Here is a 26558-nt window from a genome sequence, read left to right on the forward strand (position 1 = left end):
TGCGGGGAAGCAATGAATCAGGCCGCGACGGTGGCGGTCTCGTCATAGGAGCCGGGGGCCACTGAAAAACTGGTCTGGCTCTTCGTCAGGTTATTTTCCGCGTGGGCTACGGGTACGGTGATGCCGATCGTGACCTTGAAGACTGAGACGGTCTGTCCCTCCTCGAAAGCGAGCTGGGTCTTGTTGCGGCGGCGGACGAAGTAGCCCTGCACCCCCTTGCGCAGCGTCTCGAAGGCCTCGTTCGGCTCGTCCGTGTTCACGTTGTTGACGATCTGGAGGGAGCCGCCGTCGAACTTCTCCGCGCCGGGTATTTCACCGGACTGAGCGGAGGCCTCGCGGTCGTCCTTGATCATCTCCTGCGTGTGGTTCAGTTTCCACCCGGTACTGTCCAGGTATTGGGACAGGTTCAGATTCCCTTCTTTGTTCAGTTCGGCCACGGTCGGCTTGGACATGTCCTTGATGCCGTCGAAGCCGGGCACGAAGATTGTCAGAATGTTGCCATCCTCGATGGTCGCCGTGGGCAGTCCCGTCGCGACGGCGGGAGCGGTGGGGTTGGTCGTATCAGCCATTGGTTTCCTCCAATTGATTGGTTCCGGATATGCAAAGACCCCGCACGATGGCGGGGTCCATTGGTTCAGGTTTGGTTTGGTCAGGAGCTCCAGGCGAAGCGCCAGGTGAGCACGCGCATCAGGAAGGGGGCGGATGTTTTCGGGTCGGTCAGTTCGGCCGCGTACAGGCCGGAGTCCTGGTCGGGGATCAGCCTGCTGATCCTCCGGTCGGCGGGCTTGGCACCGTCCAGGGCGGCTTTGAGCCGGTCCATGGCGATGCTGATCCCGTCGCCCTGGCGGCCGACGACGCGGATGTCGAGCACCCCGTCATGGGAGACGGCATGCAGGTCCTCCGCCCCGCTGCGACCGGTCTCGGAGACGCGCACCACCACCCAGGGCGGGCTCTGCCCGGTGGCCACATCCTCATACACCGTCCAGCCGGGCATGGGGGGCACCAGGGCCATGACGGCTTTCCTCACCTCCACGGTCCGGCTCATAGCTTGGACGCCGCCTCTCTGACATACCGGGCGGTCGGCTCCAGCTCGGCCTCGCCGTGCTCATAAAACTTATGATGGCCGCCTCCACGGCTGGTGCCGAAGAAAGCCAAGTTGGCCAGGCTGGATGCGCCGCCCTGCTCGGGTCCGATATCCGCCTCAACGACCGGACCCCGCTCCTGCATGTCGTAATGGATGCGGATGCGGCGGAAGGCGTGGTTGCTGGAGGATTGCAGGTCCTCGCTCACGCTCTGCTTGATGTTCTGCGCCCCGTGCTTGACCGCAGCAGCGACCAGCGACTGGTTGCGCAGGGGCACGGCGGCGAGCGCCTTGGCCAGGTCCTTGACCTGGCTCACATCGATGGTCGGCATGTCAGTCCTCCTCGGGTATCTCCTGCACGTTCCACCGTCTGGCGGTCGCCAGCGTCTTCTCGCTCTGCATGTTGACCAGGCGCATGCACCTGCCCTTCAGGTCCGGGTCCTTGGAGTCGACCACTAGGGCCACGTCCTTCTCGCGCAGGCCCGTGGCGCTGATGGGCAGGTGCAGGTAGAGGCTCCATTCGGGCACGAGGCCGCCAATGTTGGAGGAGTCGCCGGACGCGGTGCTCACCTGTGAGGCCATGCCCCCGGAGGTCTGCACCTTGCCAGGCCCCTCGTACATGACCTCGCCGGTGGGCGTTTCAGCGCCCGTGACGGGGTCGACGGCTGGCTTTCCGGGCCGGCTGATGCGGATGGTGTCGGTCATGCGGCTTTCGGCGTAGGCGCGCAGCTTGGCCATGTCGGGCTGCCTAAACCGTCTTCTGGTCATGCTTCACCCCGTGATTCTGGCCATGAGAAACGGGTCACCATCAAACCATTCGCGGCGCATGTCGCTGCTGGCGGCTTCGCTTCGGGTGGTGCCGATGACGCCGATGCCGGCGATGACCGGGGACTGTCTGGCGGTGAGCCTGGACAGGGTGGCTTTCTCGGTGGCGGTCAGGTACAGGCCCGACTCCTCCACTTTCCGGCTGCCCCCGTCCATGCCGTCGTCCGCCTGCAGGTTCCATTGGGTCTCAGCATTCGGATTGGTGTACATGCGTCCGGCGCAGGCCAGGCACACGTCTTGCAGCTCCTCGGGCAGATCGTCGGGCAGTTTGCCTTCCTCGCCGGTCCAGTCGCGGCCGGTCTGGCTGCGGATCAGGTTGGATGCCGCCCGCAGGCACCGTTGGGCGCGTTTGCGGTCGGCATCCTCCTTGTCGGCGGGTATGTCCTCGCCCAGCCATTCGGCCAGGTCTTCAGGCTCGGCGAAGGCCGGGCGGGTGCTCACTTCGCGTCCTGGTCGCCGCTAGAGGCCTTCTTCGTGCCGGGCGCTGCCGGGGCTGCTGGGGTGACGAAGCCGGCGGGGTACTGCTTGCCCTTCTCCTTGACTCGGGTCAGCGGGTTGGCGACGGCGAAGCCGACGCGCATGACCACGCGCAGTGCCTGGGAGTCCTGCTGCATCAGGTTGTACACGACCTTGCCGTTCTCGTCGGAGATGACGCCCTGGTCGAAGACCTGGTAGCGGATGTCCTGGCGGACGCCGTACACGAATTTGGTCCAGTCGGCTCCCAGCAGGACGGCCTTGTCAGTGGTCCATGCGCCGTTCATGACCTCGTTGAGCGGGTACCCGTACAGGGTGGACGGCTTGCCTTGTGCAAGGGAGGGCACGTAGATGGGGGTGCCGTTCGCGTTGCGCAGGCCGGCCAGCCGCCAGCCGAAGCCGGGCATGGTGGCGAAGCCGTTGAGTGCGAACCCGGCCTCGCTGAGCTTGCGGCCCAGCTTGGTGACATCGTCGGCGAGGTCCTTGCCGGTTCCTTCAGGGACATTGTTGTCTGCGGCTGTGGCTCCGGCGAGGATGTCGGTGCCCCAAGAGGAAGGCTTGTCGATGCCGAAGATGGCGGCCTGGTCGACCTTCTTGCCCATGGCTTCAGCGATGAGCGGCTTGATGGTGTCCCATAGGTTGATCTGGCTGTCGTCCACGACGCTGTCGGGGATGGGCACGATGACGGCCATCTCCTCGGCGGTCATGGTCACGTCCTCCCACCCGGTCTTGGCAGTCTGCTTGAGGCCACCCTCACTTACCCAGTAAGCGTCGGGCAGGGATGCCAGGACGGGCTGTTTGTCCTTCTTGGCGCTCATGGGCACTCTCCTTGCCCGCGTCATGATGACGGAGCTCTGCGGCATGGCCTGGATGATCTCCTTGCTCACCTGGTCGGGGATCAGGGAGCCGGACAGGTCGTCGCGGGTGATTACGTTTGGTTCGCTCATGGTTGTCTCCTAGCGGTTGCTTTCCAGTGCGTCGCGCACCCAGTCCTTGGACTTGGAGGCTGTCGGATCGTTGCCTCCTGTCGGGTTGGCGCGCAGCACCGGGTTGGTTGGTTTCCTTCCCGCATCAGAGGCGGCCTGCGCTTCGATGCGTGCCGCGAGCTTCGCGGCCTTGTCGGCGATCTGCTCGGGGGTTCCTGCCCCGATCAGGTCATAGTCTTCCTCGCTCAGGCAGGGGTGCTTGGCGCGGGCTTCGGCCCATGCGGCCTTGGCCTGCACTTGGGCGAGCCTGTCTTGCGCCTCTTTCAGGTCGCGGTCGGCCTTCTGCCTGGCGGTGAGCTTCTCGTCCTCGTAGGCGCGGTTCTTCTGGGCGAGGTCCTCCTTCTCGTGGCGGAGGTTCTCGATCAGGTGCCAGGCCTTCTCCGGGTTGAAGTCCTCGCCGTTCCGCTCCCAAGGGGGTTGCTGCTTGGCCTCATCGTGCCCGCCCTGCTGATCCTCCTGCTGGGTCTGTTGCGTCTGGTCCTGTTCTGCGTCCTGTTGGGCGCTGCTCTTGACGGGGTCGGCTTCGTCGGCCATGGCTGCTCCTTTTCCGCCCGTCCTGCGGGCATGAAAAAAGCCACCGGGAACTTCCCGATGGCTGATAGGTGTGGTTGGTCTAGTTGACGGTCATGTGGACAGGTACTCTCTGAATGGCTCCAGCTCGATGAACTCGGGGTTTTCGGACATCCGTCTGACCTGGTCGGGGAAGCGTGTCTTCAGTTCAGGATGGCTTCCTGCAGCGTCGAGCGCGCTTTCGATGGCCGCCAGCGGTTCGCCTGCCGTTATGGCGTCCTCAGTGTCGCCCTCGCCGAACTCGTCGATGCCGCGGATCGCATCCAGGCACTGCCGGGCCAGGCCCATCATCTCCTCGAAGCTGATGTCGGTCATTTTTGCGCCTCCCTCCAGAATTTCCCTCGGCTGGGTCCTGCCGCCATTCTACCGTTCTCGGTCACTCTGGTGACCCCCTTGCCTCCGGCCGGGTAGGCGTGGTCGATGAAGAACCGTCCGCCGCGCCGGTAGGCCCTGACTTCGATCTGGACTCCGTCGACGGTTTTGCCGAACCGCCATAGGGACCGGCTGGTTTCGCCTTTCTTTGCCCAGTCGGGGTCGGCCATCACCCTGCCGATCCCGGCGATGATGCGCTGCCCGTCCCATTCCTTGGGGAATTCGGTTTTGCCGTTGATGCCGCTCCCGTACTGGTGTCCGCCTTTCTTGTGGACGGGGTCGCCGTGCAGGATGTGGTCCTGGGACTGTCTGCTCAGCGGTGCAGTGTTGCCCGGCCAGCTGCGGGGCATGGGCCGTGAGCCGCCGTCCAGGCTTCTGATCTTGCGCATCCACCCGTTCTCGGCCCGGCGTTGCATCGCTTGGCTGGTGCCGGTGCTGCTGGGGCTGTCCCGGTATGCGCCCTGCCGGCGCATGATGGGCAGGATCCTGTCGTAGGTCCTGGGCTCGCCCTTGGGCAGGCTTTCAGCGGCCCGGTAGTAGTCGTCCACGAACCTGCGTTCCTGCCTGTCCGGCTTCCAGTCGCCGTAGACGACTTCGACGGTGCACCCGCAGTGCGGATGGTAGGCTCCGCCTCCCCGCTGGGAGAGGGCCTTGCGTTCGCTGGTGTATACGGGGCCTCTGCCGACGAGCATGGCGCAGAAGGTGCAGGGGTTGCCGTCAGCGACCCTCCGGTAGCCGATGGCCCTGGGGTCCTTCCGCGCCCACTCCTGGACCGTGCCCCGCCCGCCGGCGAGGACGGCCTCATGGAACGCGCCGAGGAAGATCCGTCTGGCGGCCTCGTACGCGTCCTGCTGGGTCTGGCCCATGCTCATGTGCCATTTGACGTTCGTGGAGCCCATCCACTCTAGCTGGTCTCCGACCGCGTCCCTGTCGAATCGGGGCACGTCCACGCGGATGCCGCTCCCGCCTTCAAGCTCGGCCTGCCGGAATTGCGGCAGGTAGAGGAGCGCCTCCTGCTGGCTGATGTGGTACCAGGTCTCCAGAAGGTTGAGCATGGTCTGCTTCCAGACGGGCTGGCTGGCGTCCAGGTCGGCCAGGTTCAGGCTGGAGTCCCAGAGCCTCCTGGCCTGGCTGTCGGCGGTGATGGCGAGCCTGACCTGGCTGCGCCGGTGCTGGTCCGTGAGCACGGCCCCCTCGCTGGTGAGCGCCATGGCCTACTCCCCTGTGTCTGGATGCAGCTGCGCCGTATAGGCTTTCACGGCCATGTCGTCCGGGGTGGGATGGGCCTGCTGGTAGTCGCGCCAGGAGTCGGCCATGGTCTTGGTCACGCCGGGGATCATGTCCCACAGCTCCTGCTGGGGCACGCCCAGCATCTGCGCGGCCTTGCCGAGTGCGTCCACGGCCTGGCTCATGGTCCTGGTGTCCGTGTCCTTCCATATGGGGGTCATCCTGAAACAGGAGGCATCCTCGTCCCGGCCTTCCACGGCGGCGCACAGGCGCAGCGTGTCCAGGTGGCTGATGCCGAAGGACGCCCGGCGTTCGTTGCGTTTGGCATAGAAGCCCGCCCGGCTTTCCTCGATGCCCGCGTCGCCCACGTTGACCATCTTGCCGAAGGCGGTGGTGGGGGTCTGGCTGACTGCGGCCAGCTCCTCCACGTCGGACTGCTTGGACTCCACCAAGTTGCCCAGGTCCGTCTCCGCCAGAGTGCCGAAGCTGACGCCCTCGCCGCCGGCCAGCATGTCGTCCTGGCCCATCTGGACCTTCTTCGCGGCCCGCTGCTGGTCGGTCAGTTGCCCCATGTCCAGGCCGGTGGCGGTGCGCACCTTCCAGGAGTTGTAATGCTGAGCCAACAGCTTGTCGTAGTTGTCCTTGTTCAGTCTGGACGCGAGGGGGATGTAAGGCTCTACCTCGCCAGGGGTGCGCCCTTCCAGGTCCTGCTGGTTGGTGTAGCGCACCACGGGGCATACGGGGCTGCCGTGCGGGTCGGTCGCCAGGTGGGGCGTGCAGGAGACGAACGTGTAGGAGCCCTCCACCCGGGTCCACAGCCACACGTTCCAGCTGTCCCACAGCTCGAAGCTCTCCTGAGTGGGGCTGATCCTGCGCACCCGGAGGAAGATCTGCGGGAAGGTGTCGCTTGCCGGGTCGTCGTACAGGGCGATGGCCTCCCTGGGCGAATAGCAGTCGATGCGCGACTCCACGCCCCCGTCCGGCGCGTCCACGGCCCTGACCGCCGTGTAGGCGGTCCCATAGGCGAGGGCGGACTGGTGCAGGGCGATCTGCCGGCGTCCCATGCGGCTGCGCTCCCACGGCTGCCAGAAGTCGGCCTCCCGCTGCTGGTTGTCGGCCCCCTGGATGTCCACGCCCTCCAGGTAGAGGGTCTGGGCGAGGGTGGTGACCACCAGGCGCAGCCATGGGGTCTGACCCATGTCCCTGAGCATCCGATGCTCCTGGGTGGCTTTCTTGAGCCTGATGGGCTTGGGGTTCCACCGCCACCACCGGTCGATCCGGTTCATGGCGTTCAGCTCGGAGCCCCAGGCGGGCAGGAGCAGGCCTCGGAGGGCGTTCCGCGCCTCCTGCTCGGTGGAGTATTCGGTGGTCACCATACCTGTCCGCCTCCCTGCTTGCGGGTGTTGAGGTACTCGCGTCTGATCATGCGTGCGCCGATGGCGCATATGGCCAGGTCGATCTTTCGTCTGGACTCGCGCCCTTCCTTGGCGATGCTCATGCCCGCCCTGGTGGGCTGCCTGCGCGCGTTGAGCATGTGCTGGCGCAGCCGGGCGTCCCCGTCATGCGGGAAATCCCCCGCCGTGATGTCCGAGTAGGCCTGGTCGACTGCCGTGACGAAGCGTTTCTGCACGTCCATGCGCACCATGTCGAACATGACCGCATGCTTGTCCCGGCCTTGTGGCTGCGCCCAGACCTTCAGCCTCCTGCCGTAGTCCCTGTGCCAGGCATCGAAGAGCGAATCCCAGTAGCGCAGGCCGGTCTCATCATCCAATACATGGCTGGGGTCGCCCCAGAAGCCGACCACCCGGTAGTCGTTCATGGCCTTGCGGATCGCGTCGTCGACGCTCTCCCTGGGCACGCGCCACCCGTCGCCCCGCTTGCCTGCGGGCCGCTGCCACATGCCCAGCGGCTTCACGAACCCGTCGCTGACCCGGCAGGCGACCAGGCCGGTGGCGTCATCGTTCAGCGAGCAGTCCAGGAAGAGGGTGATCCGTTCGCCATGCTCCAGCATGAGGTCGGGCCGTTCGTTCGCATCCCATTCCTGGGCTGTCACGTAGGCGTCCTCCGGTGCCATGCACTGGTTGTACCATTTGCGCCTCGATTCGCTGACCGGGTTCTTGGGGTTGATGATCTCCTTGACGATGCGCTTGGTGGACAGCCAGACGGAGTCGCCTCGGATGTCCTCGATGACCCTGGGAATCGTCTCCTCGCTCATGGGCGTGTCAGGAGCGGCCTCAATGCTGTCGTACAGGAGCCCGAAATCCATGTATTTGGGCCGTTTGCCCAGGTCGTCGCTGTCCGGGTCGCCCTGCGTGCCCTCCCAGGCCTCCCTGACCCGCTGGGCGACTGAGTCCTCCCCGTCCCGGTAGGCGTTGCAGATGTCCAGCATCTTCACGCTCACGCTGTCCTCGCGCTTGGCCGTGTTGCCCGAGAGCACCCCGTCCATGTCCAGGCCGCCGTTCGAACTGTTCCAGTTCTGCGTCTCGTTGCGCACCAGGAAGGTGGGCCTGCCTCCCTCCAGAGCCAGGGGGCTGCTGGTGACGGCCTCGATCTGCCGGCTGTCGCCCATCGCGTACATGTTCAGCTTGCCCAGCTGGATGCCGTAGTAGCGTCTGGTCTCTGCCGGGATCAGGCCGGGCAGGAGCTTCATCGTGTTCTTCGTCTGCTCCTGGGAGACCGCGCACACCTGCACCCAGGCGTTCGGCTCGTCCCGGCCCACCGGGTCGCCGTTCGTCTGATCCCAATGGTCGAACGTCAAAGGAGCGAAGCAGCTGGTGACCGCGCCGCCTGCGGCCATCGGGTCCTTGCCCCAGCCTTTCAGCCGCTGGAGCACCGCATTGTCATGCAGTGGGTGCCCGGTGTCGTCAAGCGCGTAGTACCACAGCCAGAATCTGGCCTGCTCCGGTGTCCACTTCCACGGCGCTCCGGCTTTCGAGTCGCGCAGCCAGTAGCCGCTCCAGGCCAGGAAATCCCATCCTAGGGTGATCCTGGGCAGCAGCCAGCCGTCCTTGTCGCGTTTCCAGGTGGGGCCGATGCACACCGGTGCGGTATGCCATTGGGGTGCAGGCTCCGAGGCGAGCGACTCACGGTACCATGCCTTGATCTCCTCAAGCTCCCCGGAGCGGTCCGGGACGACCGACACCCGTTTGAGGAGTCTTGCCATCAGCCAGCCCCGTAAGCCTTCCCCCACCTGCTCTGCGCCACCGACCGCATTGTGGAGGAGCGGGAGCCGACGGAATCCATGCCCTCCTGCTCGTCGGGGATGTCGATCTGCTTCATCAGCGCCGCGAAATGCGCTTCGTCCTGTCGAAGGTTCACCAGCAGCGGGTGGGCTACGATCTGCCCCTGGCTGCCCTTCACCGTCAGATGGTCGCCGATGGCCCGACGCTCCTTGGCTATCCGGTCCTCCGTGTAGCAGGCGTTCTCCAGGATGCGCAGCTCCACGTCCGTGAACTCGATATATGCTGTCAGGTCCTTCCACAGGCGCTGACCCTTGCCGCCCTTGACCAGCCCCTGGGGCATGCGCTGAGTCTTCCTCGCCACAACGCACCCCCTAAGATGCTCACACGGCCAGTCTCCCGATGATGTCGAAAAGAAAAGTAAGATCCGCGAGCCTGGCCGGGCTGTCCCGCCAGGCGTGGCCCGTGTAGGTCATATACCGGCCCTGCGAGTAGGCTTCCGCGTCCATCAGACCGCGCACCTTGATGCCTTTGCGTTCGGAGCACCGGCCCCAGATGTGCAGGCCCTGTCCGGAGGGGCTGATCTCAATCCAGGTCCTGCCGGCCACGGGGGCGAGCAGCATCTTGGCCCAGTCGGCCAGGTGGCCCCGGGAATCGTAGCAGTGGTCCAGGTCGATGCAGGCGAACCCGCCGCCCAGGGCGAAGCCCAGGCCGTCCCCGACCGTGGACTGCTCTGCCGTGGGCAGGCTGGTCCAGGTGGACGGGTCGGTACTGGAGGCCGGGGACTCGTCGAAGCGGACCGGACGTTTGCTGGTGCCGTCGCCCCGGTGGACCAGTTGCCAGCGCAGCCACCGGTCGGCCATGGCCATGTCCGGGGGCACCGGCATCGTCCTGCCCGCCCGGTGGGCCCGCTGACGGCAGGCGTCCGAGCAGAATCTGCGCCGGCGACCCCTCCCCGCATGCTCGGAGAGCGGCTTGCCGCAGAACTCGCATCGTGTCATGCTTTAATTATATCGTGACATGGCTCTGAAAACAAGAAAACCAAGCGATATCAGGTATTGAATTCATTACGTGACAACAGTAAAAACATGGTTTCTGTCACGGAATGCAGAGCCTGGCGCATTGCCAGGATGCCCCTGCAAGCCACGGAAGCAGGCCTCAGAACAGCCAGCGCCATGTGACCCAGGAAAGACGGAATCCGGGCGAAAAACGAGTGGAAAGGCGCACGCATAATCGGAGGTGCTATCCGGCGGTTAATCCACGGTGCCCGGGGAGGTGCCCCCCACCCCGGGTGGAATCGATCCCGGATTTTTTTCGACGGGATGAAGCCTGGTTTTACGATACCATGAATTGCGCGCTGCGGTTTCCCTTGCTGTTTTGGCTTTGTGGCAAGCGCTTGAAAGCCATTGCAGGTTGTCCAGGCTGTTGTCGTCGCCTGGGATGATGTGGTCGCAGTCTGTTCCGATGCCGTTGCAGCCTTTGGCATGATGCTTGGCTTGGCATTGGCCGTTTGCTCTGGCTTTGACTTCGGCTCTGATCCGCTGCCAGTCTGGGGGAAGCCGGTCATGCCTGTGCGATGTGTTCCATCTGCTGCGCTTGCTTGGCATGGCCGCTCCTGGGTAGGTATAGGGATAGGGTGCCTGGCTCGCGTCCAGTGGTTGGGTTTGTGGCGTGGCCAGGCAAGTAGATGCCCGCAGGCGGAAGGAAATGGGAAAACCTGCGGGCAAGTGTGTTATTTGGCGATGGCTTTTCCTGTGGCGTCGCATAGCTGCCAGTCGTTGGACAGGAGCTCGATCTGGGTGGGGATCCAGGGGATGTATCCGTATCGGGATGCGGCGGTCAGGTAGTCGTGGGTGGGCTGTCCTGCTGCCCTGGTCGGGTAGTCGTCCTGCGCTTTGCGCAGCATGATGCCCACGTCCTGCTTCCAATGCGGAAGGCGTATAACGACGACCTCATCGCGATGGTCCTTGAGGTATTTGAGCGCCTGGTCGAATCCAGTCATGAGGCCTCCTTCGGTCAAGTGGTTCGGCTTATGCTGGTGTCATGTGTCAATATGATCCGGAGTGTCCGGTGCATCGTCATCGTCCTGGGACGACGTGCCCTGTGGTGTATCGCAAACAGCGTGCTGCAATCAAGGCCAAGCAGCGGAGGAAAGCCATGTGCATCACCATTATCTTGTATGCGATCATCATCGCATTTTTTATTGCAATACATATGCATCCGGAGATGATTCATGCGATTGGCGGCTGGATAGCGGGCATTGCTTGACTTATCCACAACCGTCTGATGCTGCCGTCAACACCTCTTATACTTGACTGTATGACGCATCCTCCACTTGGGTTGTATGAAGACGCGGAAGTCTTGATCATGGCCAAGACGTACCCTGTGCAATCACACGAGTACAACGAATTGGTCTGCACTGCAGGGCTGCGCGTCGATACCAACCCGTATACCCTGATCAGGCTGTATCCGATACCGTTCAGGCAGCTCGACCGTAAATCCCAGTACAGCAAATGGGAGGTGATCAAGGTCAAGATCCGCAAAAGAAAGAAAGACCATCGGCCGGAAAGCTATGGAGTAGACAGCGATACTATTCAACGGACCGGAATAAGAATCGGTACCCGACACGGGTGGAGCGAAAGATGCTCATACCTAAGCTCCTACTTGGATCAGACGGATGCCTGCACTCTCCTAGGCAACGCGAAAGCACACAAAACCGATGCCCAGTCGCTGGCTTTGGTCAAGCCGAGAGAGGTAATCACCACATCTCTAGACATCAACCCCGAATACGTGCAAGCGCGCAAGGAGAAGCCTAAAAGAGAGCAGGTTGAGACTCTGTTCGGGCAAACGCTTCAATCAGTCTGGCCGTCACCTGTGATACTTAAGTACACCTACCTGTGCCAAAGCAAACATTGCCGATCTCATACACAGTCGGTGATCGATTGGGAAGTACAAGCGGCAGCATATAACCAATGGGAGAAATACGGTCCCGATGAAGCAGTGAATTTCATCCGTAAAAAATTCATCACTGATGTCTGCTCTAGCAAGAAAGATCTGTGGTTTTTTGTCGGGAACGTGCATAAGCGCCCTGCCGACTTCATGATCCTCTCGTTCTTCTATCCTGATCGCGGCGTGGCGGATATAAGACAGCCTACCCTATGCGCCTAAGCAGTTCCTTTATCACGGAACGGTGGCATTGGCCCTCGTTCTTTTCGAAGCACAAGAGCAGTATGCGTTCCTGCGATGAGAGATCAGCCAGGTATTGCAGCGCATCCCTGGATTGTTCGTTGTTCATGGCCTTCTCGTAAAGCTGCTTGGCGTTTATCTGTTCCGACAGTGAAGATGAGGTAAATCCGGCCCTGTTGAACTTCGGGTTTCCGAGAGCCTTGAGATGAACGTAGTTGATCCCCTCCATGCCGAGCCACTGGCTGAGGTGGGCTTTGGTGAACCCGGGCTTATGCGACCATGGGGTGAGCCGTACATCCACCACGGTGGTGATTTCCCAGTCCGTGCAGTCCTTGACCAGGTCAGGAAATTCCTTGCCCTCATAGCCCCATCCCATGACCCGGCTCTTACGCCGGCTTAAGGTCTGCGGTCTGCTTTCCATCGTCAACACGCCAGTTCCATTCATCATCACAACCATTGTAGCTAAATGCAACATCAATGACAAAGGGCCGGACATCTCTGCCCGACCCTTACAATAAAACCAACTGTAGTTAAGTATCGCACTCAAGGTGCAATTTGTCAAGTGGCTAGGCGCATGTGTTCCGCGCATGCCAGCAGCTCAGGCTTGGCCCATTGCCATATGCCGCTGACATCCGTCTCCACTGGGTGCAGCAGGCCTCGGCTGTGCCAGTTGCTCACGTCTCCCCGCTTGATCTCGATGCCGGTCTCCTGGCTGATCCACTGTGCCGCGAGCTTGGGCTTGCCGGTGATGTACTGGCCGGTCATGCGCTCGCGCCTTGCCCGTCTGACTTCGGCCACCGCCCAGGTGCTGCCGCACTCCTGGCAGGTGACCATCGTGTCATCGGGCAGGCCGACGAGTTGGGCCCCGCATTCGGGGTTGAGGCAGCGTCCGTGGATGATCCGGTCCTGTGGCGGCGTGGTGCGCATCCTAACCCGGTGGAGCGCTCGGGTCATGCACTTGTAGTCTCGGCCTGAGTTTGGCGCGTCGGCGAGCCTGCCCATCCTGGCTGCCAGTTTGGAGAGCAGCTGTGGGGCTTTGCCGCCCCATAGTCCGATGTCTCCGGCCACGTCCTGGATGGTGTCCTCCACCTGGTCGTACAGGTCGGCGGCGCTGATGTCGATGGGTGCAGGTGCGAAGGCCGGGTGTGCGGCTCCCCCGCCGTGCGAGGCAAAACGGATCTCCCTCCGCTCCACCTGCTTGAGATCCCGCATGCCGAGCCTGAGCCCGTGGATGGTCTTGGCGAGCTCCTGCCGGTGGGTCTTGCAGAGAGGACCTCGTGGCAGGCCCTCGCAGATCGGACATTTAGCTTGGCTCACCGGTCGCTCCCCGCCTCGATTTTGTCCCGGCATTCGCGAAAGCCTCGGAAGAACTCGCTGATGCCATTGAACAGCATGCCTACCTCGTATCCACGTTTGCGCTGATGCCTGTAGTATTCCCGTTCCAAGTTCAACGCCTCCTGTATGACATCGGCCGGCAGGGTCTTGGGCACAGTCTTGGCGTGCTCCCATCGGCTTTCGTCTGGTTTGCTGACATGGTCGATGTGGTCGTCATCTGGTGCCCATGGGTTGAGCGGCGGATTGCTGATGTTCGTCGCTTTGTAACTCAAAATTCTGGTCCTTCCATGTCCAAATTCAGATTATCGGCTTGCTGATGTAACTCACGCGAGACCATCTCCCGCATGGCTTGGATGACGGCTGGCGAGTATCCGTATTTGCGTTGCAGCTCCTCGTCGGATGCATGCCTGCGGATGTCCTGCAGAGCCTTTTTCTGCTGGCTGGCGCGGGTCATGACTGCGGCCATATCGTCGAGATGACACATCCAGACGCGAAAAATGCCACGAACGCGAACAGGAAGGCCAGACCTATGAAACCGCTTGAGATAACGTACTTCTCCCGACCATGAAAAACCTGTGAAATGATGAGGCTCGCCACAGTGAGCACTATGTCCACTGCGAATATGATGATCGCCTGAAGTTCGTTGTTCATGACTCCTCCCTGAGCGTGGTGGCTTTCGTGTTCGGGCCCACGTCTGCAGGTACTCCGATGGTGGTGACGTAGCTGCCGGCGATGCATGCCACGATGATCCCGCACATGGCGGCACCGAAGCATAGCCCCGTGATTACAGTCAGCCATTCGTGCGTGCTGATGGCCAGCCCGATGCTGATGCCTTCGAGCATCATCATCATTGCCTGCAGTACGATCATCCAGTACTGAGGTCGGTATTTGATGATTCTCATGCTTTCTCCTCTAAATTTTTTGAATCTTCCGCGTCGGGTCCTGGGACCTGCTGCCACTCCTCGTCCAGATGCCAGTGCTTTGGGCAGTAGTCGCGTCCGTCCTTGTGCAGCCAGACGTCGTCATCCGTACCTACGAAGACCGCCACGGCGACTGCATAGCTTTCGCAGGAGCCGTATCTGCCATAGCTGGCGATCCGGTCGCATCCGGGCCAGTCGCAGGCCAGTGTGTGCGCAGGAAAGGCCATGTCGCTCATGACTGCTCCTTCGGGTCGGGGCCGGGCACTCGGTGGGGCCACTCGTAGTGCCAGTGTTCCGGGCAGTAGTCCTTGCCTGTAGCCGGATCGTGGAGGAAGTCCTTGTCCAGGAAGTCGTTGTACTCCTCGTCAGGCAGGTAGGCCCACTCGCTGACGGCCTGCTCGTAGGTGGCGTTGCCGCCCCAAGTGTCGTCCTGCGCGGTCTCCTTGCAGCCCGGCCAGTCGCAGGCGAGGCGATGATAGGTTAGCACGCGGTCGCTCATGATTCATCCCCAGTATGCTCTGAAACTGATTCTTTGCCGTCTTCCTGCCGTTTTCCCGTGCTGTCCGCACTCGGATTAGGGTTTGCGGCTGAACGGGGCTTGTAGGCCTGTTTAAATGCTTCGGCGTAACTGCGCGCGTAGTGACCGCCGTAAAAGCCATCAGTGGTGGCTGCCTGCGGGTCCTCTCCCTTGTCGATAGCCTCGCGCATGCGCCGCTGCATGGGTGTATCTGTCACCGGTGGTCGGTACGACAGGGCTCTCAGGCTGACGGCGATGTCCACCAGGGCCATCGAGGCCACGTCCAGAGCCCGGTAACCGTTGTTTCCCTCGCACTGCGACCAGTCGATGGCATCAGCCAACGTGTCGACCGGCATCGTTAATTCACTCATGTTTCTCCGCTTGCTCATGCTGCTCCTCCTAGGGTGTCTTTGAGGCTCATGGCCCCGATCTGCGTCTGGCCACGGCCCGCGAAGTGATAGCGCTTCGGGCGGTGCTTGGCGGGCTTGGGCGCTTCGATGGCCTGCCTGTGCGCGGCTTCCACGGCCAGTGCGTGCGCTTGCTTGACTGGCTGGTCTAGGCTGATCGCGTGGATCAGCTGCCTGCGGTAGGCGAGGGCATGCTCCGAGTCGATGCCCGCCTGGTCCATGAGCCGGCCGATCTCCGCCTGCTCGGGAATGCGTGCGGCTCGCATTCGTCTGGTGAGGATGTTCACGTCGCCGGAGCGCATCCAGTCGGTGCCCGGGTGGGAGCCGTAGAACTCCTCCACGGCGGCATTCGCATCACGCAAGGTCACCAGATCATCCAGTTCATGCCAAAACTGCTGAGCGTCCGAGTCTTCGAATGGTGCGTTGCCGTGGTGGGTCATGATCTTCGCGTACACCAGCGCAGCCTCGGAGTATTTGATCTGCTTGCTCATGCCGTCAGCTCCTTTCTCGTCTGCCGCTTTCGTTCCTGCTCTTGCTCTTGGGCTATCGCCCTCTCGACGACCTGCCGGTTATGGTTCAGATTCTGCTGGGAGCGGCTGGCTGCCGGTGCCCGCTGCTGGGCTCGAGGCTTGGGCTTGTTCTTCCAGCCCCCGTCGTGCAGCCACTTGCTGGCGGAGGGGATGTACTTGGGGTCCCGGTGCTCGTCGCGGAGCATCTGAGCCCCCTGCAGGAGGGCCACCAGGGTCACCCGCTCCGTGCCCGTCCGTCTGAGCACGCGCTTGAATTCCCTGACGGCAGCATCGGGGTAGTCGTGGTTCGGGTACAGGCTCCAGAACTGTTCGAAGCTTCTTGTCGGCTCCGAGGTGGGTTCATGGGTTTCGGGTTCGGATTCGCTCCGCCCCCCTTGGGGGGCTATAGGGGGTATCTGTTCCCCTGTTCCCCTGTTCCCCTGTTCCCCTGTTCCAGTGCGTAGACTCTCGTTGGGTCTAATTAGACTCTCATTAAACAGGTAGAGAGGGGTCTCGGAATCGGCGGAAGGACGCGGATATCTCGGCTTGTTCGGGTTCGGCACCCTCTGGTGCTTCCCCCAGTTCGTGATCGCCAGATAGGTGTTCCCATCCTGAGAATAAATCTCAATAAGACCACGCTCAAAAAGCGCCTTTAAACCCTCCTTGACTCTAATTAGAGTCTCATTAGAGTCTCGTAACATGTCCCCTGCGAACAGATCACCGACGATGTCCTTGAGGCTGAAAAGCCCTACGCCGTTGTCGTCCACATAGGACCACAAGCCGATGAAAAGCAGCCGGTCGGGGATGGACAGTGCGTCGATGTCGTCGCTGCGCCAGAACTCAGGCTTTATGCTCCTGATCCGCATTTTTCCTTCCTTTCACTGCTCGTTGGCATCCGCAGGACTGTGCGCGCCCTGAGACCATGTCCTTGCCCGCGTGGACTCCTATCCGCCCGCAGTCGCACAGGCAGGTCCACATGACCACCCCGTGCCTGTTGCCCGCATAGGAGAGCACAGTCAGCATCCCGTAACGGTCGCCCCGCAAGTCCTTGATGCGTTTTTGACAGCCGGGGAAACGGACCAGGGGCTTCGGGGTTCTGTGCAGGGCGGGCATGTCCTGCTTGGATGCACGCCCATCATGCTCGGGGTCGACCTGGTGCAAGCGGCGCGTATACCCTCGCCTGCCCGCGGTCGGCTCGCGCAGCATGCGGGCGATCTTGAGAGTCCGCTCGTCAAGCCACGTCATGACGCCCTCCCAACCAGGCAAGCAGGACAGCCGCCGCCAGCAGGGCCAGCGCACCCAGATCATCCGTACTCATGACGCGGCCTCCGGGTAGATCCTGGTCTCGATGCCGGCAGCCACAGCACGCCGGATCATGTCCCAAGTGCCCAGGCTCGGCCCATCGGCAGGAGCGTTGGGAAAGGCCAGGCACAGGTACGCACCATGGTCGACCATGGTCTGATTGCTGACCTCCACAGCGTCCTTGGGGTGCTGCTTGAAGTCAGCCGGGTACGTCTCCACCGCGGCACCCCTGTCACGTGCCAGTCGACGGGCCATGGCATCCACGCCGTCCGGGCACCCGCCTTGGATGATGACGAAATTCATGCCACGGCATATCTCGTGAATATCATCCAGCCTTTCACCCAACAATGCGTAGTCGTCCTGGGAGTCCCGTTTGCGTCCGCCAGTGACGATGATTCGCAGGTCACTCATGGTCAGCCTCCTCGTCGGGTGCTCCTGCGAGCCTTGCCAGGGTGTCCAGGTCCATGAGCACGTACTGGTCGCGCATCCGCTTGCCGCCCCTGCCGGGACGGTGGAAGACCACCATCCCGTAGTCGGCTCCCGCGTTCGCCGCCTCATCCTGCGCCTGCCCGAGCCAGATGGAGAGTTCAAATTTATTCCAATCTTTGCACTCCAGGATCAGGCTCTTTTTGTGGATGTACAGGCCCTTGATGTCGCCCTCGTCAGCTTTCCCGTGCAGGGCCTCCCGGTGGATCATGCCCTCCGGGTCGCCGATACGGGAACGCAGATAGTCCAGGACGGCAGTCTCGAACCTGGTGCCTTTCTCTTTCTGCCGGCTCATATCAGGCCCTCCATGTATCTCCTGTCACGCTCCAATTCGGCCTTCCGCTCGGCAGTCTCCTCGCGTCTGAGCTCGGCAGCCTCCACCGCATCCCAGTCGACCGGCTGCTCAATACCCGCAAAGGGATCAAAAGACCGGATCGTCATTGCCGGCACCTCCCCACGGGTCCTGCTGCTGGGCGGCGGGAGTCTGAGCCTGCTGGCCAACCCACTGCTGGGGTCCGCTACCCCACTGCTGAGACTGTTGGGGAGCCCGCTGCTGTCCGTTGCCGTTCCTGGTCACCTGGGCCGTGTTCCGTGTCAATGCGGGCCCGATCTCGTCCAGGCGCAGCTCCACGACTGTCCGGTTGTTGCCCTCACGATCCTGATAGGAGCGCTGCACCAGACGACCCTGGGCGATCACCCTCATGCCCTTGGCCAGGCTGGCCTGAATGTTGGAAGCCATGGGGCTGTATGTGGAATCCCAGGCTGAGCAGCGCATGAACAGCGTCTCCCCGTCCTCCCACTGGCCCGAGTTCCTATTGAACTGTCTTGGCGTGGATGCGATGGTCAGATTTGCAACCATTCCCCCGTTGGACGTGGTGCGCACCTCCGGGTCCGCCGTCAGATTGCCCACCACCGTGATATACGTGTCGCCAGCCATTAGTCTTCACCTCTAAAAACTTTGAAATTGATTGGATTGTCCTGAGTCTGAAAGCGACGGGTCGTACGATGCCGCTCCTCGGCCTCCTGATTGCACATGAAGCCATGCCACTGGGCACGGGCGCAGAAGGAGGAGTGGCACTTGTCGCATACGCCCGTCGCGGCGTGCGTGCAGTAGATGCACTTGCAACTGGGACTCGTCTGCAAGCTCATCAGCGGTCACCCCGATCCAGACACCAGCCCCAGCCCGCCAAGGCAGCCAGGTCGACAAGACCCAGCTGCGGGTGGACAAACGTCCAGATCGTCGAGAAGAAAGCCACTGTGCCGCATACGGCTGCGGCACACAGCCATAAAAGGTCAATGGGAGGCATCAGGAGCCTCCTGCTGGTCGAAGCTGGGCTGTGCAGGCTCCAGCTCGTGGGCCGTGGAAGCCTGCTCGATGACTGGATGGAACACGTCCCTGTAGTCGGGTGTGCTCTCATCGGCCGCCACGGCCGTTGCAGCGTTCACGCTCACCGGCAGGTAGGGGAAGACACGGCGAATGACGGTCTTCTTGGCCATCGCCTCATAGTCGGTCACCCAGGGGCCGCTCCCGGAGGCCTTCGACCTGTGGCGGATCTGATCGACCTCGTTTTTAGTCATGTGCTCGAACACGAACCCGCCCGTCATCAGCTGCGCGTCCACGAACACGTCGGTCAGAGTACTCTCCGAGTGCGGGGCGTCCCTGTTCTGCTCGAACGTGAAATGCTGCCCCGTCTCGTCCTCCCAGCTGCGGAACTTGTCGCCCTGGTAGACGGCCTGCGCGTGGATGCTTTTGATCTGCCCGCTGCGCCTGGCCAGGTCGATGATCCCCTTGTACCCAAGGATGAAGGTCGCCTGCTTGCCGTAAGGCAGGATGTACGCCCTGCCCAGCCCGTCCACGTCGGAAGGCTCCAGGCCCAGCGCCGAGCATTTCATGAAGCAGCTGAGCACGCTCTCCGGCTGGCATTCCGCCAGCTTCGGGTTCTTGTTGATCGTGGACACGCACAGCTGGTACAAGCGTTCACCACTCATGTTGTTGCCGATCACCGCCTGGATGCGCGGCCAGCTCTGCTCCAGCATCTCCCGCAGCCTCTTCTGCGGCTTCGCCGTCTGCAGTTGCTGCCCCTGCGTCCTTGTCGCCAGTTCACCCATCACTTGTCTCCTTTGATCTCTCGCACGTCCAGCTGCCGGTAGGAGGATGCCGCCACCATGTGCGCCGGCTTGCTCCTATGCCTGTACGTGACCCTGTACCTGCCGTCCGTCAGCCCCTCGCGGGAGCCGACCATCACCTTCAGCCGGTCTGCCAGGTCCTCCTTATGCTTTTTCGCGTCCTGCTCCTCGCTGCGCCAGTCCAGATAGTCGGACACCAGCGTTGAGAACGCCTCATCCGGCGCAGGCTCCACGCCCTGTTCAGGGTCGGGCCACATCTTGTCCACGTCTCCTCCAGTCAGCTCCGGCATCACACCCTTGAGCACAAACTCGTCCCAGAAGGACTCGCACGCCCGGGTGACCGCCCGGATGTCCTCCTCATCCCGGTCGACCGTGAACTCCAGGAACTCCCGGTTGCCCACCAGGGCGAACACGAACGCCCTCCGCCAGCCGGTCACTGCCAGATAATGCGTCACCTGCGTCAGGTAGTAGGCGGGCACGCCATCCTCCCAGTCACGGGCCCTGGATTCGCCCACCGTCTTGATCTCCAGCACGCTGCGCACGCCAGGACCGTCAGCAGGATCATGCACCACGCCATCCAGGCTCGCCTGCATGCAGGGATGCCCGCGGCTGCGAAACATGGCGTGAGGCTCCACCACACGCCAGCCGGGGTGCCGGGCACGGAACTCGCGACGCAGCTGCGGCTCCAGCCAGTTGCCCACCTTGATGGCAGGCTTGCCGCTGATATCCTCCGGCTGGCTGCGACCCGTCTTCTCCAGCCACACATCCAAAGGCGTCCGATACTTGTTCAGACCCATGATCGCCGCCACATCACTGCCGCCAACACCCTTGGCACGCTGCGCATGCCACTTCGCATCAACCTCGGCAGGAGAGCCCTTGAAACGGATCACATCAAACCCGTCACTCATCGTCGGCCCCCTTCCCGGAGATGCACTTGAGCGGCAAATGCTCCGCCATGTCCTCGTCGGTGACGAACTCACTCATCCAGGAGCGGTCAATCGGTGTCGGATGCCACGGGGTCAGATGCAGCCACTTGTCTTTGCCATCCTGGAATCGGACCCAGAGGTCGCCGTCCTCGTCCTCATACACGCCCACAGCATCAGGTATCTGCGTCATCACGCGGCCTCCGTGGTAAAAGTGGCTCCCTTGGAGGTAATCCTCAGGACCGATGCCAGCTCATCGCCGGGCTCAGGCGCTCTCCCAGTCACAAAATGCACGGGAGTCAAAGGCATCAGATTGGCCATATACTTATCGCTCTTGGCTGGCTGGTCGAGAGCATCAGGCTCCACAGACCGCCAAGGCCCGTCACCCGTCGACTTCGCAGACCTAGCCCAAAACTCACCCAAACCGTCCTTGTAAAAACCAGGCTTCACAGGGACCTTCACCTTGCGCCGCAAAGCAAAGGGAATCAGGTACAGGTCAATGAGCATGCGGCTGGGAGTATCCGTGACAACCTGCGGATGGTAATCATCCGGCCAAGTCTTATCCACGGTGTAGAGTCGGCCATTGACCACCACAGCGTCGCCATGGATCACATCCTTGACATCGATCCGGTCCCAGTCGCGCTCATCCCACACCAGGTCCAGGCTCTTCACGCCTCCCGTCAGCTGGAAAGAGCCGTCCTTAGAGCACAGCACTGTGTACCCTTCATCGCCCCTTTCATCGGAGCTGGCCATGCAGATCGCGACCTTTTCATCGAACCATAGGCCAAGCCGGCCTTCAACCACGGCACCGCTGTCCATGACAGCCCGCACATGCTTGCCCTCGTACTCATCGCGGCGCAAGTCCTCATACCATTGTTTTTCACTCATTTTCTTCCCTTACGTTTGATTGATTTGATAGCCATCCGTCGTCTCTTCAGCGAGCGCCGACGGTGTTTATGGCGACTGCTTATTGCGTGCATCCTGGAGTGGGTGATCAGCGCCCACCGGCTCACCTGCTCCAGACTGTCCGCCGCATCATCCAGCAGAGCATCCACCTCATCAGCGTCATAACCCTGATGCAGCCAGCCGCGCGTAGTAAACAGCCGGCACCGGATGTCACGGGGTGTGATCAGAGTCATCAGACCCACCCCCCAGCCCATACAAAGCACGAGTCGCAGGATCAAGACGCTCCAGCTCCAGCTGAGCCAGCTCAGATGGAGTCATGACGCCTGCTCCCGTTTTTTGCGGTCCGCTCGGAAGGGCCATGTCTCAACCTCGGCCTGCAGATCTGTAGCCAGGAAACCTCCGTTCTTGCCCGGCTTGGGCTCCCGGTACAAGTGGCCGAACCGTTCTTCGAAAACATCCTTGCCATACGGGGTGCGGCCCCTGGCCTGCTCCTTGTCCAGAAGCTCGAAAATCACCGGCGAATCCTGCGCCGCATTCCTGCTCATGCCGCCCTCCTCAGATCCTTGCTTTGGACGGCATCAAGCCGGTCCTGGCTGACATGCCTGGCGATCAGGCTCAAACCCTTGGCGGTCACCCTCACCTGCGGGGCAAACGCAAACGAGGAGCCATCCTTGAGCCGGCCGGTACTCTGATAGGCGCGCATCATCAGATGACCCGCATTCACCCGCTCCTGGGAGGCGACCCAATGACCGTCACGCCGATACACCCATCCATGTGAGGACAGCCAGTCCGCCAGGTCCCTGACGCGCATCGCGCAGCCGGCCCCGCTGAGCATCTTCGCCGCCTCAGCCACCGAGTAGGAGCCGGAAGCGTCAGCCAGCAGGTCCAAAGCCTTGGCCTTGGGCTGCAATTCGCCCACCCGCTTCTCAGCCACAGCCCTGGCCGCACGCTCATCCTTAAGAGCGGTAGCCAGACGGATCAGATAATCAGGGTCAGACAGGGTACGCTCGACCACATCCTCCGACATGTACGCACCATGCCTGCGGATAGAAGGCAGCACATCATGGGTCACCCAACGCTGGAACTCGCTAGCCTCCGGCTTGTCCGAGCGAAGCACGATCTTGTACAGGCCTGACTCGTTGACGATCCAGCCCTCGCCCTGACGACCTAGATTGAATCTAGACCGTTCATCCTGGTCAAGCCGCTTGGCCAGATCGGAGGCATTCTGGACCCCGAGCACTTTCGCCACATCGGAAAGCACCCACCAGGTCTGCCCCGTCTCAAACGTAAGAGTCCTTACTCGATGGCCCTTAAAATCAAAGGGCTGTATAATGTCAGTTGACATTGGATATTTACCTACTTTCTTTGTCATCGCCGCAGTTGCCGCTGCGGCATTCTTCTTTTGTGAGAGAATTTTTGATATGCACGATCTTGTGGACGCGGCAACGATTCTCGGAACGCTCGTCTCCATTGCCACGTTCGTCTTTGTCCTGGCCGACTGGGTCAAGAGTCTTCGTTCCGTAGTCGACTTCGCATGGAGTGCGTACGCCTGGGGTACGACCCCATACGAAGACGGACACACCACACGCCAGGTGTCCATAACCAATCTTGGCAAGGGCACCGCCCTCCTTGTCTTCATAGTTTTCGTTCATGCGACCGTGGTCCCCAAAGGCGAGCCACTGGTCCCGTCGTGGGTCGTGCGGCAGGGGACCGTCCTCAACTTCGACCTGGAGGACTATGACCCCGACCAGACCTGGATCCTCATCGGCTGGATATCAGCGGAAAACCGCGAGAAAGTATTCACCGAATGGACTTGCGCCAGCGAATCGTCTCCACTGGCCAACGCAGAAAGAGCATCAGCAGAAAAGCAGCGAACCAGAATTCGGAAGCGCATACGAGCACGACGCAACAAGCCACTGGGCCCAGGAAAGTGGAAGCGGTCATATTGCCTAGCAAAAGATTTAGAAACAGGAGGATATGAAGCAGCATTGCAACAAATGCACATATCACCGCCGTTTGATGCCATTTCTCCTTCGGGGATTCTCCGATGTACATAGAACGCAGAACAGCATCCGAATGCGCCCGTAGAACAGCCCCCAGCTGATCATCAGTGACGTATTCAATATTGTTCCTCGCCCCCATCGCCTCGGCTTCCGATAGCCTCCGACCCGTCTGTCCACGCACCGGACTTTGGCCCGTCTCGATTTGTGTTGTCATCTCACGCCGCCAGCTCGCTGTCAGCAAGACGCTGCCTGATCCAAGACTCGACAGGCAAGCCATGACCATTAAGGTGATAGGACACCGTACTGGTGGATACGCCCAGCAGAGCCGCCCAAGCACGCAGATTGCCTTCCACCCCATCCACCGAGATGATCTGCTCAAGCGACTTTGACGTGTTGTCGGCAAGAGTGATCCACTGGCAGTTTTCAGGGCAATAGTCGCCATCATTGTCGATGCGGTCTATGCTCAGCCCGTCACGGTAGCCGTTGCTTAACGCCCACTGCTCGAAGGCCTTGAAGTCATGCCATTGTGGGCATACCTTGATGCCGCGGGCACCATACCGGTCGTAATGCTGGTTGTTCGGCTTCTCGCAACGCCGCTTCATGCTGTCCCAAATGCAATACAAATGAGTGCGATCCATATCACGCCGCCTTACCTATAGGCAACAAGCAGAACTGTGCAGACGTGAACGAACTAGGGTCGTACCCAGCCAGGTTTGCAAAACGGTCAATATCTGTTAAAGAAAAGTCGACTCTTCCTGAAAGTCGACTTGACAAGGCATATCGAGAAATGCCCAGTGATTCGGCAACGGCGGTAGTTGTGAGCTTTTGAGCCGCCATGACTGCGCGAATCCTCGCAGCCACTATCTGATTGATGTTGGTAATGCTCATGGCTACATGATGACACTATTTACTGTCATTAGCAAGTCAGAATTGTGAAGATTTGTTTATTCGATGTCACTTGACATTATTTTTCCCTTGATTCGTGTACCATAGCACCTATGGGAATGAAAAAGATAGGTATGAGCGACTTCGGCTACCAGGTCAGCAAGGCTGTTAGAGCAGGCATGGGCGTACGCCGTCTTTCTGGAAGGGCGCTGGGCTCGCAGATAGGTAGGAGTTACACCTATGTGCAAGCCCGCATCAAAGACGAGAAGGAATGGGCACTTTCAGATATCGAGCGAATCTGCAACGCCTGGGGCATCACACCAGATGAGCTCCTTAATCAACACTGATTCAGTTTTCCCCATTGCCAGCGCCAGCTGCTCAATCTCCCCCATCACTAAGCGTCCAGGGTTTTTCTTTACCACCCGCGCTTTCGGGATAGATACCCCGAGACAGTCGGCAATATCCGACGCTGACATATCACACCAACGTATAACTACATGAGCTTCTTTAGCGGTGTACAACATACTCCAATCTAGTGTTTTGGCTTCTTTGCTTTACGTGCATCAGACACACTGACGCTCCATTACGTGTACACTGCTACTAGCACCTCCTTTCAGGTGTACATGATCGAAGGGGTCCAGCTTCTTGGCGGGAGAGGGCCCCTTTTTCCATGCCACCGGCGCTCCGTCTCCACATAGAGACCATGCAAACCAAGCGTCTTCACCAAACCAACATACTTTGTTCGAATAAAACCCGAGTTTGTTCGAATGGTGATTCAAAGATATGACTTCGCCGACCGGGTGTCAATTTGGTCTGGGTATGCCTTCGCTGGTCGCATTTTGTCGAGTCTGCGGTAGTGCACCGAGATTTGGCTCCTAGGTCATGCCGTCTGCGAGGCGGCGTCTTGTTTTGTGACTTGCACCACTGTACCTGACACACGAGAGATGACAAAACGTTACATCAACTGGTATTATTGAGGTTTCGACCCATAAAACAATCTTTGTCAAACGTTGTGTTTGCTTATGTCAAACGATTGCCAAATACGTCAAGAATCGTCGTATTTCACACCATTGTCACACTTCGTGTTCGCTACACCTGAAAATTCAGGATACTCACAGCTTGACATGCCCGGATGGTAGCCTCGTATCACCAACGTCGGTGAAAGGCATGACAGTGAGAGATTCAATCGGGAAGAATCTGAAGAAAAAAGCAACTGTGCTTGCGACCATTCTAGCGCTTGGGCTTTCTCTTGGAGCCTGCGGCGCTCAAAATGGGTCGGCGCAAGGGGCCGAAGGGCAGCAAAAGGCATCGCAAAGCAGCGGTACAAATTCGCAGAAGAAAGTGAGAACTTACACGGATGAGGACGTGGAGAACACCAAGGCTGAGTGTTCGAAGTTTAACCATCCGGGCGGCGATCTCATAGATACCGTGGCAGACACCAAGAACGTCCTGGACTACACCTCGCTGGGAGGGGTGATGAGCGAAGGCCTTGAGTCGGATGTATTCCAATGCGTCGTCAAACATCTGGATATCCCTCACGACGTTGTCAAAGAAATCAACATGAAGTCGGACGCCGCGCAGACTGACACTGTCGGGAACCTGAACATCAAATGGACCCATGAGGACGATGGGCTCATCGGCATCTACATGTCCACGCATAGCTTGGATCAATAGCAAAATAGGTACCCTGTACGCCATCTATGGACAGGCCCCGCTTCGGCGGGGCTTTTCTATATGCGCGCCGGAAGCGTTTTCCACGAAGTCTGAGGTGAGCCTATTTTTTCATTAAACAATTCTAATGAAACCGCGCATTGCCTAAGAAGTCTAGGCGCGTCGTAGACTCAAGCGAAGATCGTAGATCATCTTTTTACGGTCTGACGGCAAGGACCTGAAGCCCTGGCGCTCATACCAGCCGACGAGAGCATCATCCTTTGCCTGCACATATAAAAACCTTGTTGCACTGATTTTGGACACATTTAATGCTAATTGCTTCGCCTGTTCGACAAGCCAAGTCCCCAGCCCGCAGTGCTGCTTGCTAGAGCTCACGCCCAGTCTTCCCAGCAAGGCGACCGGAATATTGCTGCCTGACAAATCAGAGGACTTTGGCAAGTTGCTCTTCCTAAGATAATGAGACGTCAAAGTAAAGAATCCCGACACGTTTCCATCCGCATCGAGACAGACATGGACAACCGCCGACCCTGCTGTGTGAAATCGCAATGCCTGACTATGGAACCAGTCATCAATCTCGATTCGACCACAGCTGAACGAATCCACTTGCACAGCTTCAGTCAGTGTGGTCAGACTCCAACCAGATTGCAGCTGTGCCATGAGAGATGAT

General features: G+C 60.6%; 47 protein-coding genes. 5 read left to right on the plus strand and 42 right to left on the minus strand.

All coding sequences use genetic code 11. The annotated features are described in order from the left end of the window. Positions 1 to 17: 17 nt before the first annotated feature. The 15 genes from ACUIAD_RS01765 to ACUIAD_RS01835 form a co-directional block, all read right to left on the minus strand. The gene (locus ACUIAD_RS01765) at positions 18 to 569 is read right to left on the minus strand and encodes a phage tail tube protein (RefSeq protein WP_445343483.1); all 552 of its coding nucleotides are present in this window, start codon (positions 567 to 569) and stop codon (positions 18 to 20) included. An 80-nt stretch (positions 570 to 649) separates the two neighbouring features. Beyond that, entirely contained in the window at positions 650 to 1045 is a 396-nt protein-coding gene (gene gp17, locus ACUIAD_RS01770; protein ID WP_445343484.1) for a tail completion protein gp17, read from the minus strand. Next, positions 1042 to 1413, minus strand: a complete 372-nt coding sequence (locus tag ACUIAD_RS01775; RefSeq protein ID WP_445343485.1) for a hypothetical protein — start codon at positions 1411 to 1413, stop codon at positions 1042 to 1044. The genes gp17 and ACUIAD_RS01775 overlap by 4 nt, the downstream gene beginning before the upstream one ends. 1 nt (position 1414) lies before the next feature. Beyond that, positions 1415 to 1849 (minus strand): DUF6093 family protein, encoded by a 435-nt coding sequence (locus ACUIAD_RS01780; protein WP_445343486.1) that lies wholly within the window; start codon positions 1847 to 1849, stop codon positions 1415 to 1417. Positions 1850 to 1852: 3 nt separating this feature from the next. Further along, a complete protein-coding gene (locus ACUIAD_RS01785; protein ID WP_445343487.1) occupies positions 1853 to 2347 on the minus strand; it encodes a hypothetical protein in 495 nt (164 codons plus the stop codon). After that, positions 2344 to 3327 carry a phage major capsid protein gene (locus ACUIAD_RS01790; RefSeq protein ID WP_445343488.1) on the minus strand — a complete coding sequence of 328 codons (984 nt, stop codon included), beginning with the start codon at positions 3325 to 3327 and terminating at the stop codon, positions 2344 to 2346. Before ACUIAD_RS01790 ends, ACUIAD_RS01785 begins: the two co-directional genes overlap by 4 nt. Before the next feature lie 9 nt (positions 3328 to 3336). Next, positions 3337 to 3900, minus strand: a complete 564-nt coding sequence (locus ACUIAD_RS01795; protein WP_445343489.1) for a hypothetical protein — start codon at positions 3898 to 3900, stop codon at positions 3337 to 3339. Between the two features lie 90 nt (positions 3901 to 3990). Next, positions 3991 to 4251, minus strand: coding sequence for a hypothetical protein (locus ACUIAD_RS01800; RefSeq protein ID WP_445343490.1), 261 nt, complete (start codon positions 4249 to 4251; stop codon positions 3991 to 3993). Continuing rightward, positions 4248 to 5519 carry a VG15 protein gene (locus ACUIAD_RS01805; RefSeq protein WP_445343491.1) on the minus strand — a complete coding sequence of 424 codons (1272 nt, stop codon included), beginning with the start codon at positions 5517 to 5519 and terminating at the stop codon, positions 4248 to 4250. The genes ACUIAD_RS01800 and ACUIAD_RS01805 overlap by 4 nt, the downstream gene beginning before the upstream one ends. Positions 5520 to 5522: 3 nt before the next feature. Then, positions 5523 to 6911, minus strand: a complete 1389-nt coding sequence (locus tag ACUIAD_RS01810; RefSeq protein WP_445343492.1) for a phage portal protein — start codon at positions 6909 to 6911, stop codon at positions 5523 to 5525. After that, a complete protein-coding gene (locus ACUIAD_RS01815) occupies positions 6905 to 8698 on the minus strand; it encodes a terminase (RefSeq protein WP_445343493.1) in 1794 nt (597 codons plus the stop codon). Before ACUIAD_RS01815 ends, ACUIAD_RS01810 begins: the two co-directional genes overlap by 7 nt. Next, complete coding sequence (locus tag ACUIAD_RS01820) at positions 8698 to 9078, minus strand: hypothetical protein (protein ID WP_445343494.1); 381 nt, start codon at positions 9076 to 9078, stop codon at positions 8698 to 8700. Before ACUIAD_RS01820 ends, ACUIAD_RS01815 begins: the two co-directional genes overlap by 1 nt. A 19-nt stretch (positions 9079 to 9097) precedes the next feature. Then, positions 9098 to 9715, minus strand: coding sequence for a bifunctional DNA primase/polymerase (locus ACUIAD_RS01825; RefSeq protein ID WP_445343495.1), 618 nt, complete (start codon positions 9713 to 9715; stop codon positions 9098 to 9100). A gap of 252 nt (positions 9716 to 9967) precedes the next feature. After that, positions 9968 to 10321: an HNH endonuclease gene (locus ACUIAD_RS01830; RefSeq protein ID WP_445343496.1), complete on the minus strand. Its 354-nt coding sequence runs from the start codon at positions 10319 to 10321 to the stop codon at positions 9968 to 9970. A 125-nt stretch (positions 10322 to 10446) separates the two neighbouring features. Next, positions 10447 to 10716 carry a Thoeris anti-defense Tad2 family protein gene (locus ACUIAD_RS01835; RefSeq protein WP_445343497.1) on the minus strand — a complete coding sequence of 90 codons (270 nt, stop codon included), beginning with the start codon at positions 10714 to 10716 and terminating at the stop codon, positions 10447 to 10449. A gap of 104 nt (positions 10717 to 10820) precedes the next feature. On the opposite strand from ACUIAD_RS01835, the gene ACUIAD_RS01840 reads away from it, so the two are divergent. Both ACUIAD_RS01840 and ACUIAD_RS01845 read left to right on the plus strand, forming a co-directional pair. Beyond that, positions 10821 to 10982 carry a hypothetical protein gene (locus ACUIAD_RS01840; protein ID WP_445343498.1) on the plus strand — a complete coding sequence of 54 codons (162 nt, stop codon included), beginning with the start codon at positions 10821 to 10823 and terminating at the stop codon, positions 10980 to 10982. A 99-nt stretch (positions 10983 to 11081) separates the two neighbouring features. Further along, positions 11082 to 11882 carry a hypothetical protein gene (locus ACUIAD_RS01845; protein WP_445343499.1) on the plus strand — a complete coding sequence of 267 codons (801 nt, stop codon included), beginning with the start codon at positions 11082 to 11084 and terminating at the stop codon, positions 11880 to 11882. Here the strand turns inward: ACUIAD_RS01845 and ACUIAD_RS01850 are convergent. The 24 genes from ACUIAD_RS01850 to ACUIAD_RS01965 form a co-directional block, all read right to left on the minus strand. Beyond that, the gene (locus tag ACUIAD_RS01850; RefSeq protein ID WP_445343772.1) at positions 11866 to 12321 is read right to left on the minus strand and encodes a DUF488 domain-containing protein; all 456 of its coding nucleotides are present in this window, start codon (positions 12319 to 12321) and stop codon (positions 11866 to 11868) included. The genes ACUIAD_RS01845 and ACUIAD_RS01850 overlap by 17 nt on opposite strands. A gap of 137 nt (positions 12322 to 12458) precedes the next feature. Then, the gene (locus ACUIAD_RS01855) at positions 12459 to 13217 is read right to left on the minus strand and encodes a hypothetical protein (RefSeq protein ID WP_445343500.1); all 759 of its coding nucleotides are present in this window, start codon (positions 13215 to 13217) and stop codon (positions 12459 to 12461) included. Further along, positions 13214 to 13507 carry a hypothetical protein gene (locus ACUIAD_RS01860; RefSeq protein WP_445343501.1) on the minus strand — a complete coding sequence of 98 codons (294 nt, stop codon included), beginning with the start codon at positions 13505 to 13507 and terminating at the stop codon, positions 13214 to 13216. The genes ACUIAD_RS01855 and ACUIAD_RS01860 overlap by 4 nt, the downstream gene beginning before the upstream one ends. Beyond that, a complete protein-coding gene (locus tag ACUIAD_RS01865) occupies positions 13504 to 13689 on the minus strand; it encodes a hypothetical protein (RefSeq protein ID WP_445343502.1) in 186 nt (61 codons plus the stop codon). Before ACUIAD_RS01865 ends, ACUIAD_RS01860 begins: the two co-directional genes overlap by 4 nt. Further along, complete coding sequence (locus tag ACUIAD_RS01870; RefSeq protein WP_445343503.1) at positions 13686 to 13886, minus strand: hypothetical protein; 201 nt, start codon at positions 13884 to 13886, stop codon at positions 13686 to 13688. The genes ACUIAD_RS01865 and ACUIAD_RS01870 overlap by 4 nt, the downstream gene beginning before the upstream one ends. After that, positions 13883 to 14137, minus strand: coding sequence for a hypothetical protein (locus ACUIAD_RS01875; protein WP_445343504.1), 255 nt, complete (start codon positions 14135 to 14137; stop codon positions 13883 to 13885). The genes ACUIAD_RS01870 and ACUIAD_RS01875 overlap by 4 nt, the downstream gene beginning before the upstream one ends. Continuing rightward, entirely contained in the window at positions 14134 to 14391 is a 258-nt protein-coding gene (locus ACUIAD_RS01880) for a hypothetical protein (RefSeq protein ID WP_445343505.1), read from the minus strand. Before ACUIAD_RS01880 ends, ACUIAD_RS01875 begins: the two co-directional genes overlap by 4 nt. After that, the gene (locus tag ACUIAD_RS01885) at positions 14388 to 14654 is read right to left on the minus strand and encodes a hypothetical protein (RefSeq protein ID WP_445343506.1); all 267 of its coding nucleotides are present in this window, start codon (positions 14652 to 14654) and stop codon (positions 14388 to 14390) included. Before ACUIAD_RS01885 ends, ACUIAD_RS01880 begins: the two co-directional genes overlap by 4 nt. After that, positions 14651 to 15061: a hypothetical protein gene (locus ACUIAD_RS01890; protein ID WP_445343507.1), complete on the minus strand. Its 411-nt coding sequence runs from the start codon at positions 15059 to 15061 to the stop codon at positions 14651 to 14653. Before ACUIAD_RS01890 ends, ACUIAD_RS01885 begins: the two co-directional genes overlap by 4 nt. After that, complete coding sequence (locus tag ACUIAD_RS01895) at positions 15058 to 15570, minus strand: hypothetical protein (RefSeq protein ID WP_445343508.1); 513 nt, start codon at positions 15568 to 15570, stop codon at positions 15058 to 15060. The genes ACUIAD_RS01890 and ACUIAD_RS01895 overlap by 4 nt, the downstream gene beginning before the upstream one ends. Then, entirely contained in the window at positions 15567 to 16454 is an 888-nt protein-coding gene (locus ACUIAD_RS01900) for a hypothetical protein (protein ID WP_445343509.1), read from the minus strand. The genes ACUIAD_RS01895 and ACUIAD_RS01900 overlap by 4 nt, the downstream gene beginning before the upstream one ends. After that, entirely contained in the window at positions 16429 to 16833 is a 405-nt protein-coding gene (locus tag ACUIAD_RS01905; protein ID WP_445343510.1) for a hypothetical protein, read from the minus strand. Before ACUIAD_RS01905 ends, ACUIAD_RS01900 begins: the two co-directional genes overlap by 26 nt. Before the next feature lie 69 nt (positions 16834 to 16902). After that, positions 16903 to 17301, minus strand: a complete 399-nt coding sequence (locus tag ACUIAD_RS01910; protein WP_445343511.1) for a DUF2493 domain-containing protein — start codon at positions 17299 to 17301, stop codon at positions 16903 to 16905. Beyond that, a complete protein-coding gene (locus ACUIAD_RS01915; protein WP_445343512.1) occupies positions 17294 to 17671 on the minus strand; it encodes a hypothetical protein in 378 nt (125 codons plus the stop codon). Before ACUIAD_RS01915 ends, ACUIAD_RS01910 begins: the two co-directional genes overlap by 8 nt. Continuing rightward, positions 17668 to 17817, minus strand: a complete 150-nt coding sequence (locus tag ACUIAD_RS01920; RefSeq protein WP_445343513.1) for a hypothetical protein — start codon at positions 17815 to 17817, stop codon at positions 17668 to 17670. The genes ACUIAD_RS01915 and ACUIAD_RS01920 overlap by 4 nt, the downstream gene beginning before the upstream one ends. Then, a complete protein-coding gene (locus tag ACUIAD_RS01925; RefSeq protein WP_445343514.1) occupies positions 17798 to 18313 on the minus strand; it encodes a single-stranded DNA-binding protein in 516 nt (171 codons plus the stop codon). Before ACUIAD_RS01925 ends, ACUIAD_RS01920 begins: the two co-directional genes overlap by 20 nt. 211 nt (positions 18314 to 18524) lie before the next feature. Next, positions 18525 to 18683, minus strand: a complete 159-nt coding sequence (locus ACUIAD_RS01930; protein ID WP_445343515.1) for a hypothetical protein — start codon at positions 18681 to 18683, stop codon at positions 18525 to 18527. Then, the gene (locus tag ACUIAD_RS01935) at positions 18670 to 19485 is read right to left on the minus strand and encodes a recombinase RecT (protein WP_445343516.1); all 816 of its coding nucleotides are present in this window, start codon (positions 19483 to 19485) and stop codon (positions 18670 to 18672) included. The genes ACUIAD_RS01930 and ACUIAD_RS01935 overlap by 14 nt, the downstream gene beginning before the upstream one ends. Beyond that, positions 19485 to 20411, minus strand: coding sequence for a YqaJ viral recombinase family nuclease (locus tag ACUIAD_RS01940; RefSeq protein ID WP_445343517.1), 927 nt, complete (start codon positions 20409 to 20411; stop codon positions 19485 to 19487). The genes ACUIAD_RS01935 and ACUIAD_RS01940 overlap by 1 nt, the downstream gene beginning before the upstream one ends. Next, complete coding sequence (locus tag ACUIAD_RS01945; protein WP_445343518.1) at positions 20404 to 20622, minus strand: hypothetical protein; 219 nt, start codon at positions 20620 to 20622, stop codon at positions 20404 to 20406. Before ACUIAD_RS01945 ends, ACUIAD_RS01940 begins: the two co-directional genes overlap by 8 nt. Further along, the gene (locus ACUIAD_RS01950) at positions 20619 to 21314 is read right to left on the minus strand and encodes a hypothetical protein (RefSeq protein WP_445343519.1); all 696 of its coding nucleotides are present in this window, start codon (positions 21312 to 21314) and stop codon (positions 20619 to 20621) included. Before ACUIAD_RS01950 ends, ACUIAD_RS01945 begins: the two co-directional genes overlap by 4 nt. After that, positions 21311 to 21565 carry a DivIVA domain-containing protein gene (locus tag ACUIAD_RS01955; protein ID WP_445343520.1) on the minus strand — a complete coding sequence of 85 codons (255 nt, stop codon included), beginning with the start codon at positions 21563 to 21565 and terminating at the stop codon, positions 21311 to 21313. Before ACUIAD_RS01955 ends, ACUIAD_RS01950 begins: the two co-directional genes overlap by 4 nt. 81 nt (positions 21566 to 21646) lie before the next feature. Then, the gene (locus ACUIAD_RS01960; protein WP_445343521.1) at positions 21647 to 21877 is read right to left on the minus strand and encodes a hypothetical protein; all 231 of its coding nucleotides are present in this window, start codon (positions 21875 to 21877) and stop codon (positions 21647 to 21649) included. After that, on the minus strand, positions 21874 to 22704 hold the full coding sequence (locus ACUIAD_RS01965; protein WP_445343522.1) for a phage antirepressor KilAC domain-containing protein: 831 nt from the start codon (positions 22702 to 22704) through the stop codon (positions 21874 to 21876). Before ACUIAD_RS01965 ends, ACUIAD_RS01960 begins: the two co-directional genes overlap by 4 nt. Here ACUIAD_RS01965 and ACUIAD_RS01970 point away from each other — a divergent pair. After that, a complete protein-coding gene (locus ACUIAD_RS01970; protein ID WP_445343523.1) occupies positions 22664 to 23389 on the plus strand; it encodes a hypothetical protein in 726 nt (241 codons plus the stop codon). The genes ACUIAD_RS01965 and ACUIAD_RS01970 overlap by 41 nt on opposite strands. A 161-nt stretch (positions 23390 to 23550) precedes the next feature. On the opposite strand, the gene ACUIAD_RS01975 is transcribed toward ACUIAD_RS01970, so the two are convergent. After that, the gene (locus tag ACUIAD_RS01975) at positions 23551 to 23973 is read right to left on the minus strand and encodes a hypothetical protein (protein ID WP_445343524.1); all 423 of its coding nucleotides are present in this window, start codon (positions 23971 to 23973) and stop codon (positions 23551 to 23553) included. 1 nt (position 23974) lies between these two features. After that, positions 23975 to 24223 (minus strand): helix-turn-helix domain-containing protein, encoded by a 249-nt coding sequence (locus ACUIAD_RS01980; RefSeq protein WP_445343525.1) that lies wholly within the window; start codon positions 24221 to 24223, stop codon positions 23975 to 23977. A gap of 131 nt (positions 24224 to 24354) precedes the next feature. Here ACUIAD_RS01980 and ACUIAD_RS01985 point away from each other — a divergent pair, with 131 nt between their 5' ends. Together ACUIAD_RS01985 and ACUIAD_RS01990 are read left to right on the plus strand one after the other, a co-directional pair. Next, positions 24355 to 24567: a hypothetical protein gene (locus tag ACUIAD_RS01985; protein WP_445343526.1), complete on the plus strand. Its 213-nt coding sequence runs from the start codon at positions 24355 to 24357 to the stop codon at positions 24565 to 24567. A gap of 826 nt (positions 24568 to 25393) precedes the next feature. Beyond that, positions 25394 to 25894, plus strand: a complete 501-nt coding sequence (locus ACUIAD_RS01990; protein WP_445343527.1) for a hypothetical protein — start codon at positions 25394 to 25396, stop codon at positions 25892 to 25894. Positions 25895 to 26044: 150 nt separating this feature from the next. Here ACUIAD_RS01990 and ACUIAD_RS01995 read toward each other — a convergent pair whose 3' ends face one another. Next, entirely contained in the window at positions 26045 to 26548 is a 504-nt protein-coding gene (locus tag ACUIAD_RS01995) for a GNAT family N-acetyltransferase (RefSeq protein ID WP_445343528.1), read from the minus strand. Positions 26549 to 26558: the final 10 nt, after the last annotated feature.

Source organism: Bifidobacterium sp. ESL0819, assembly GCF_052606245.1.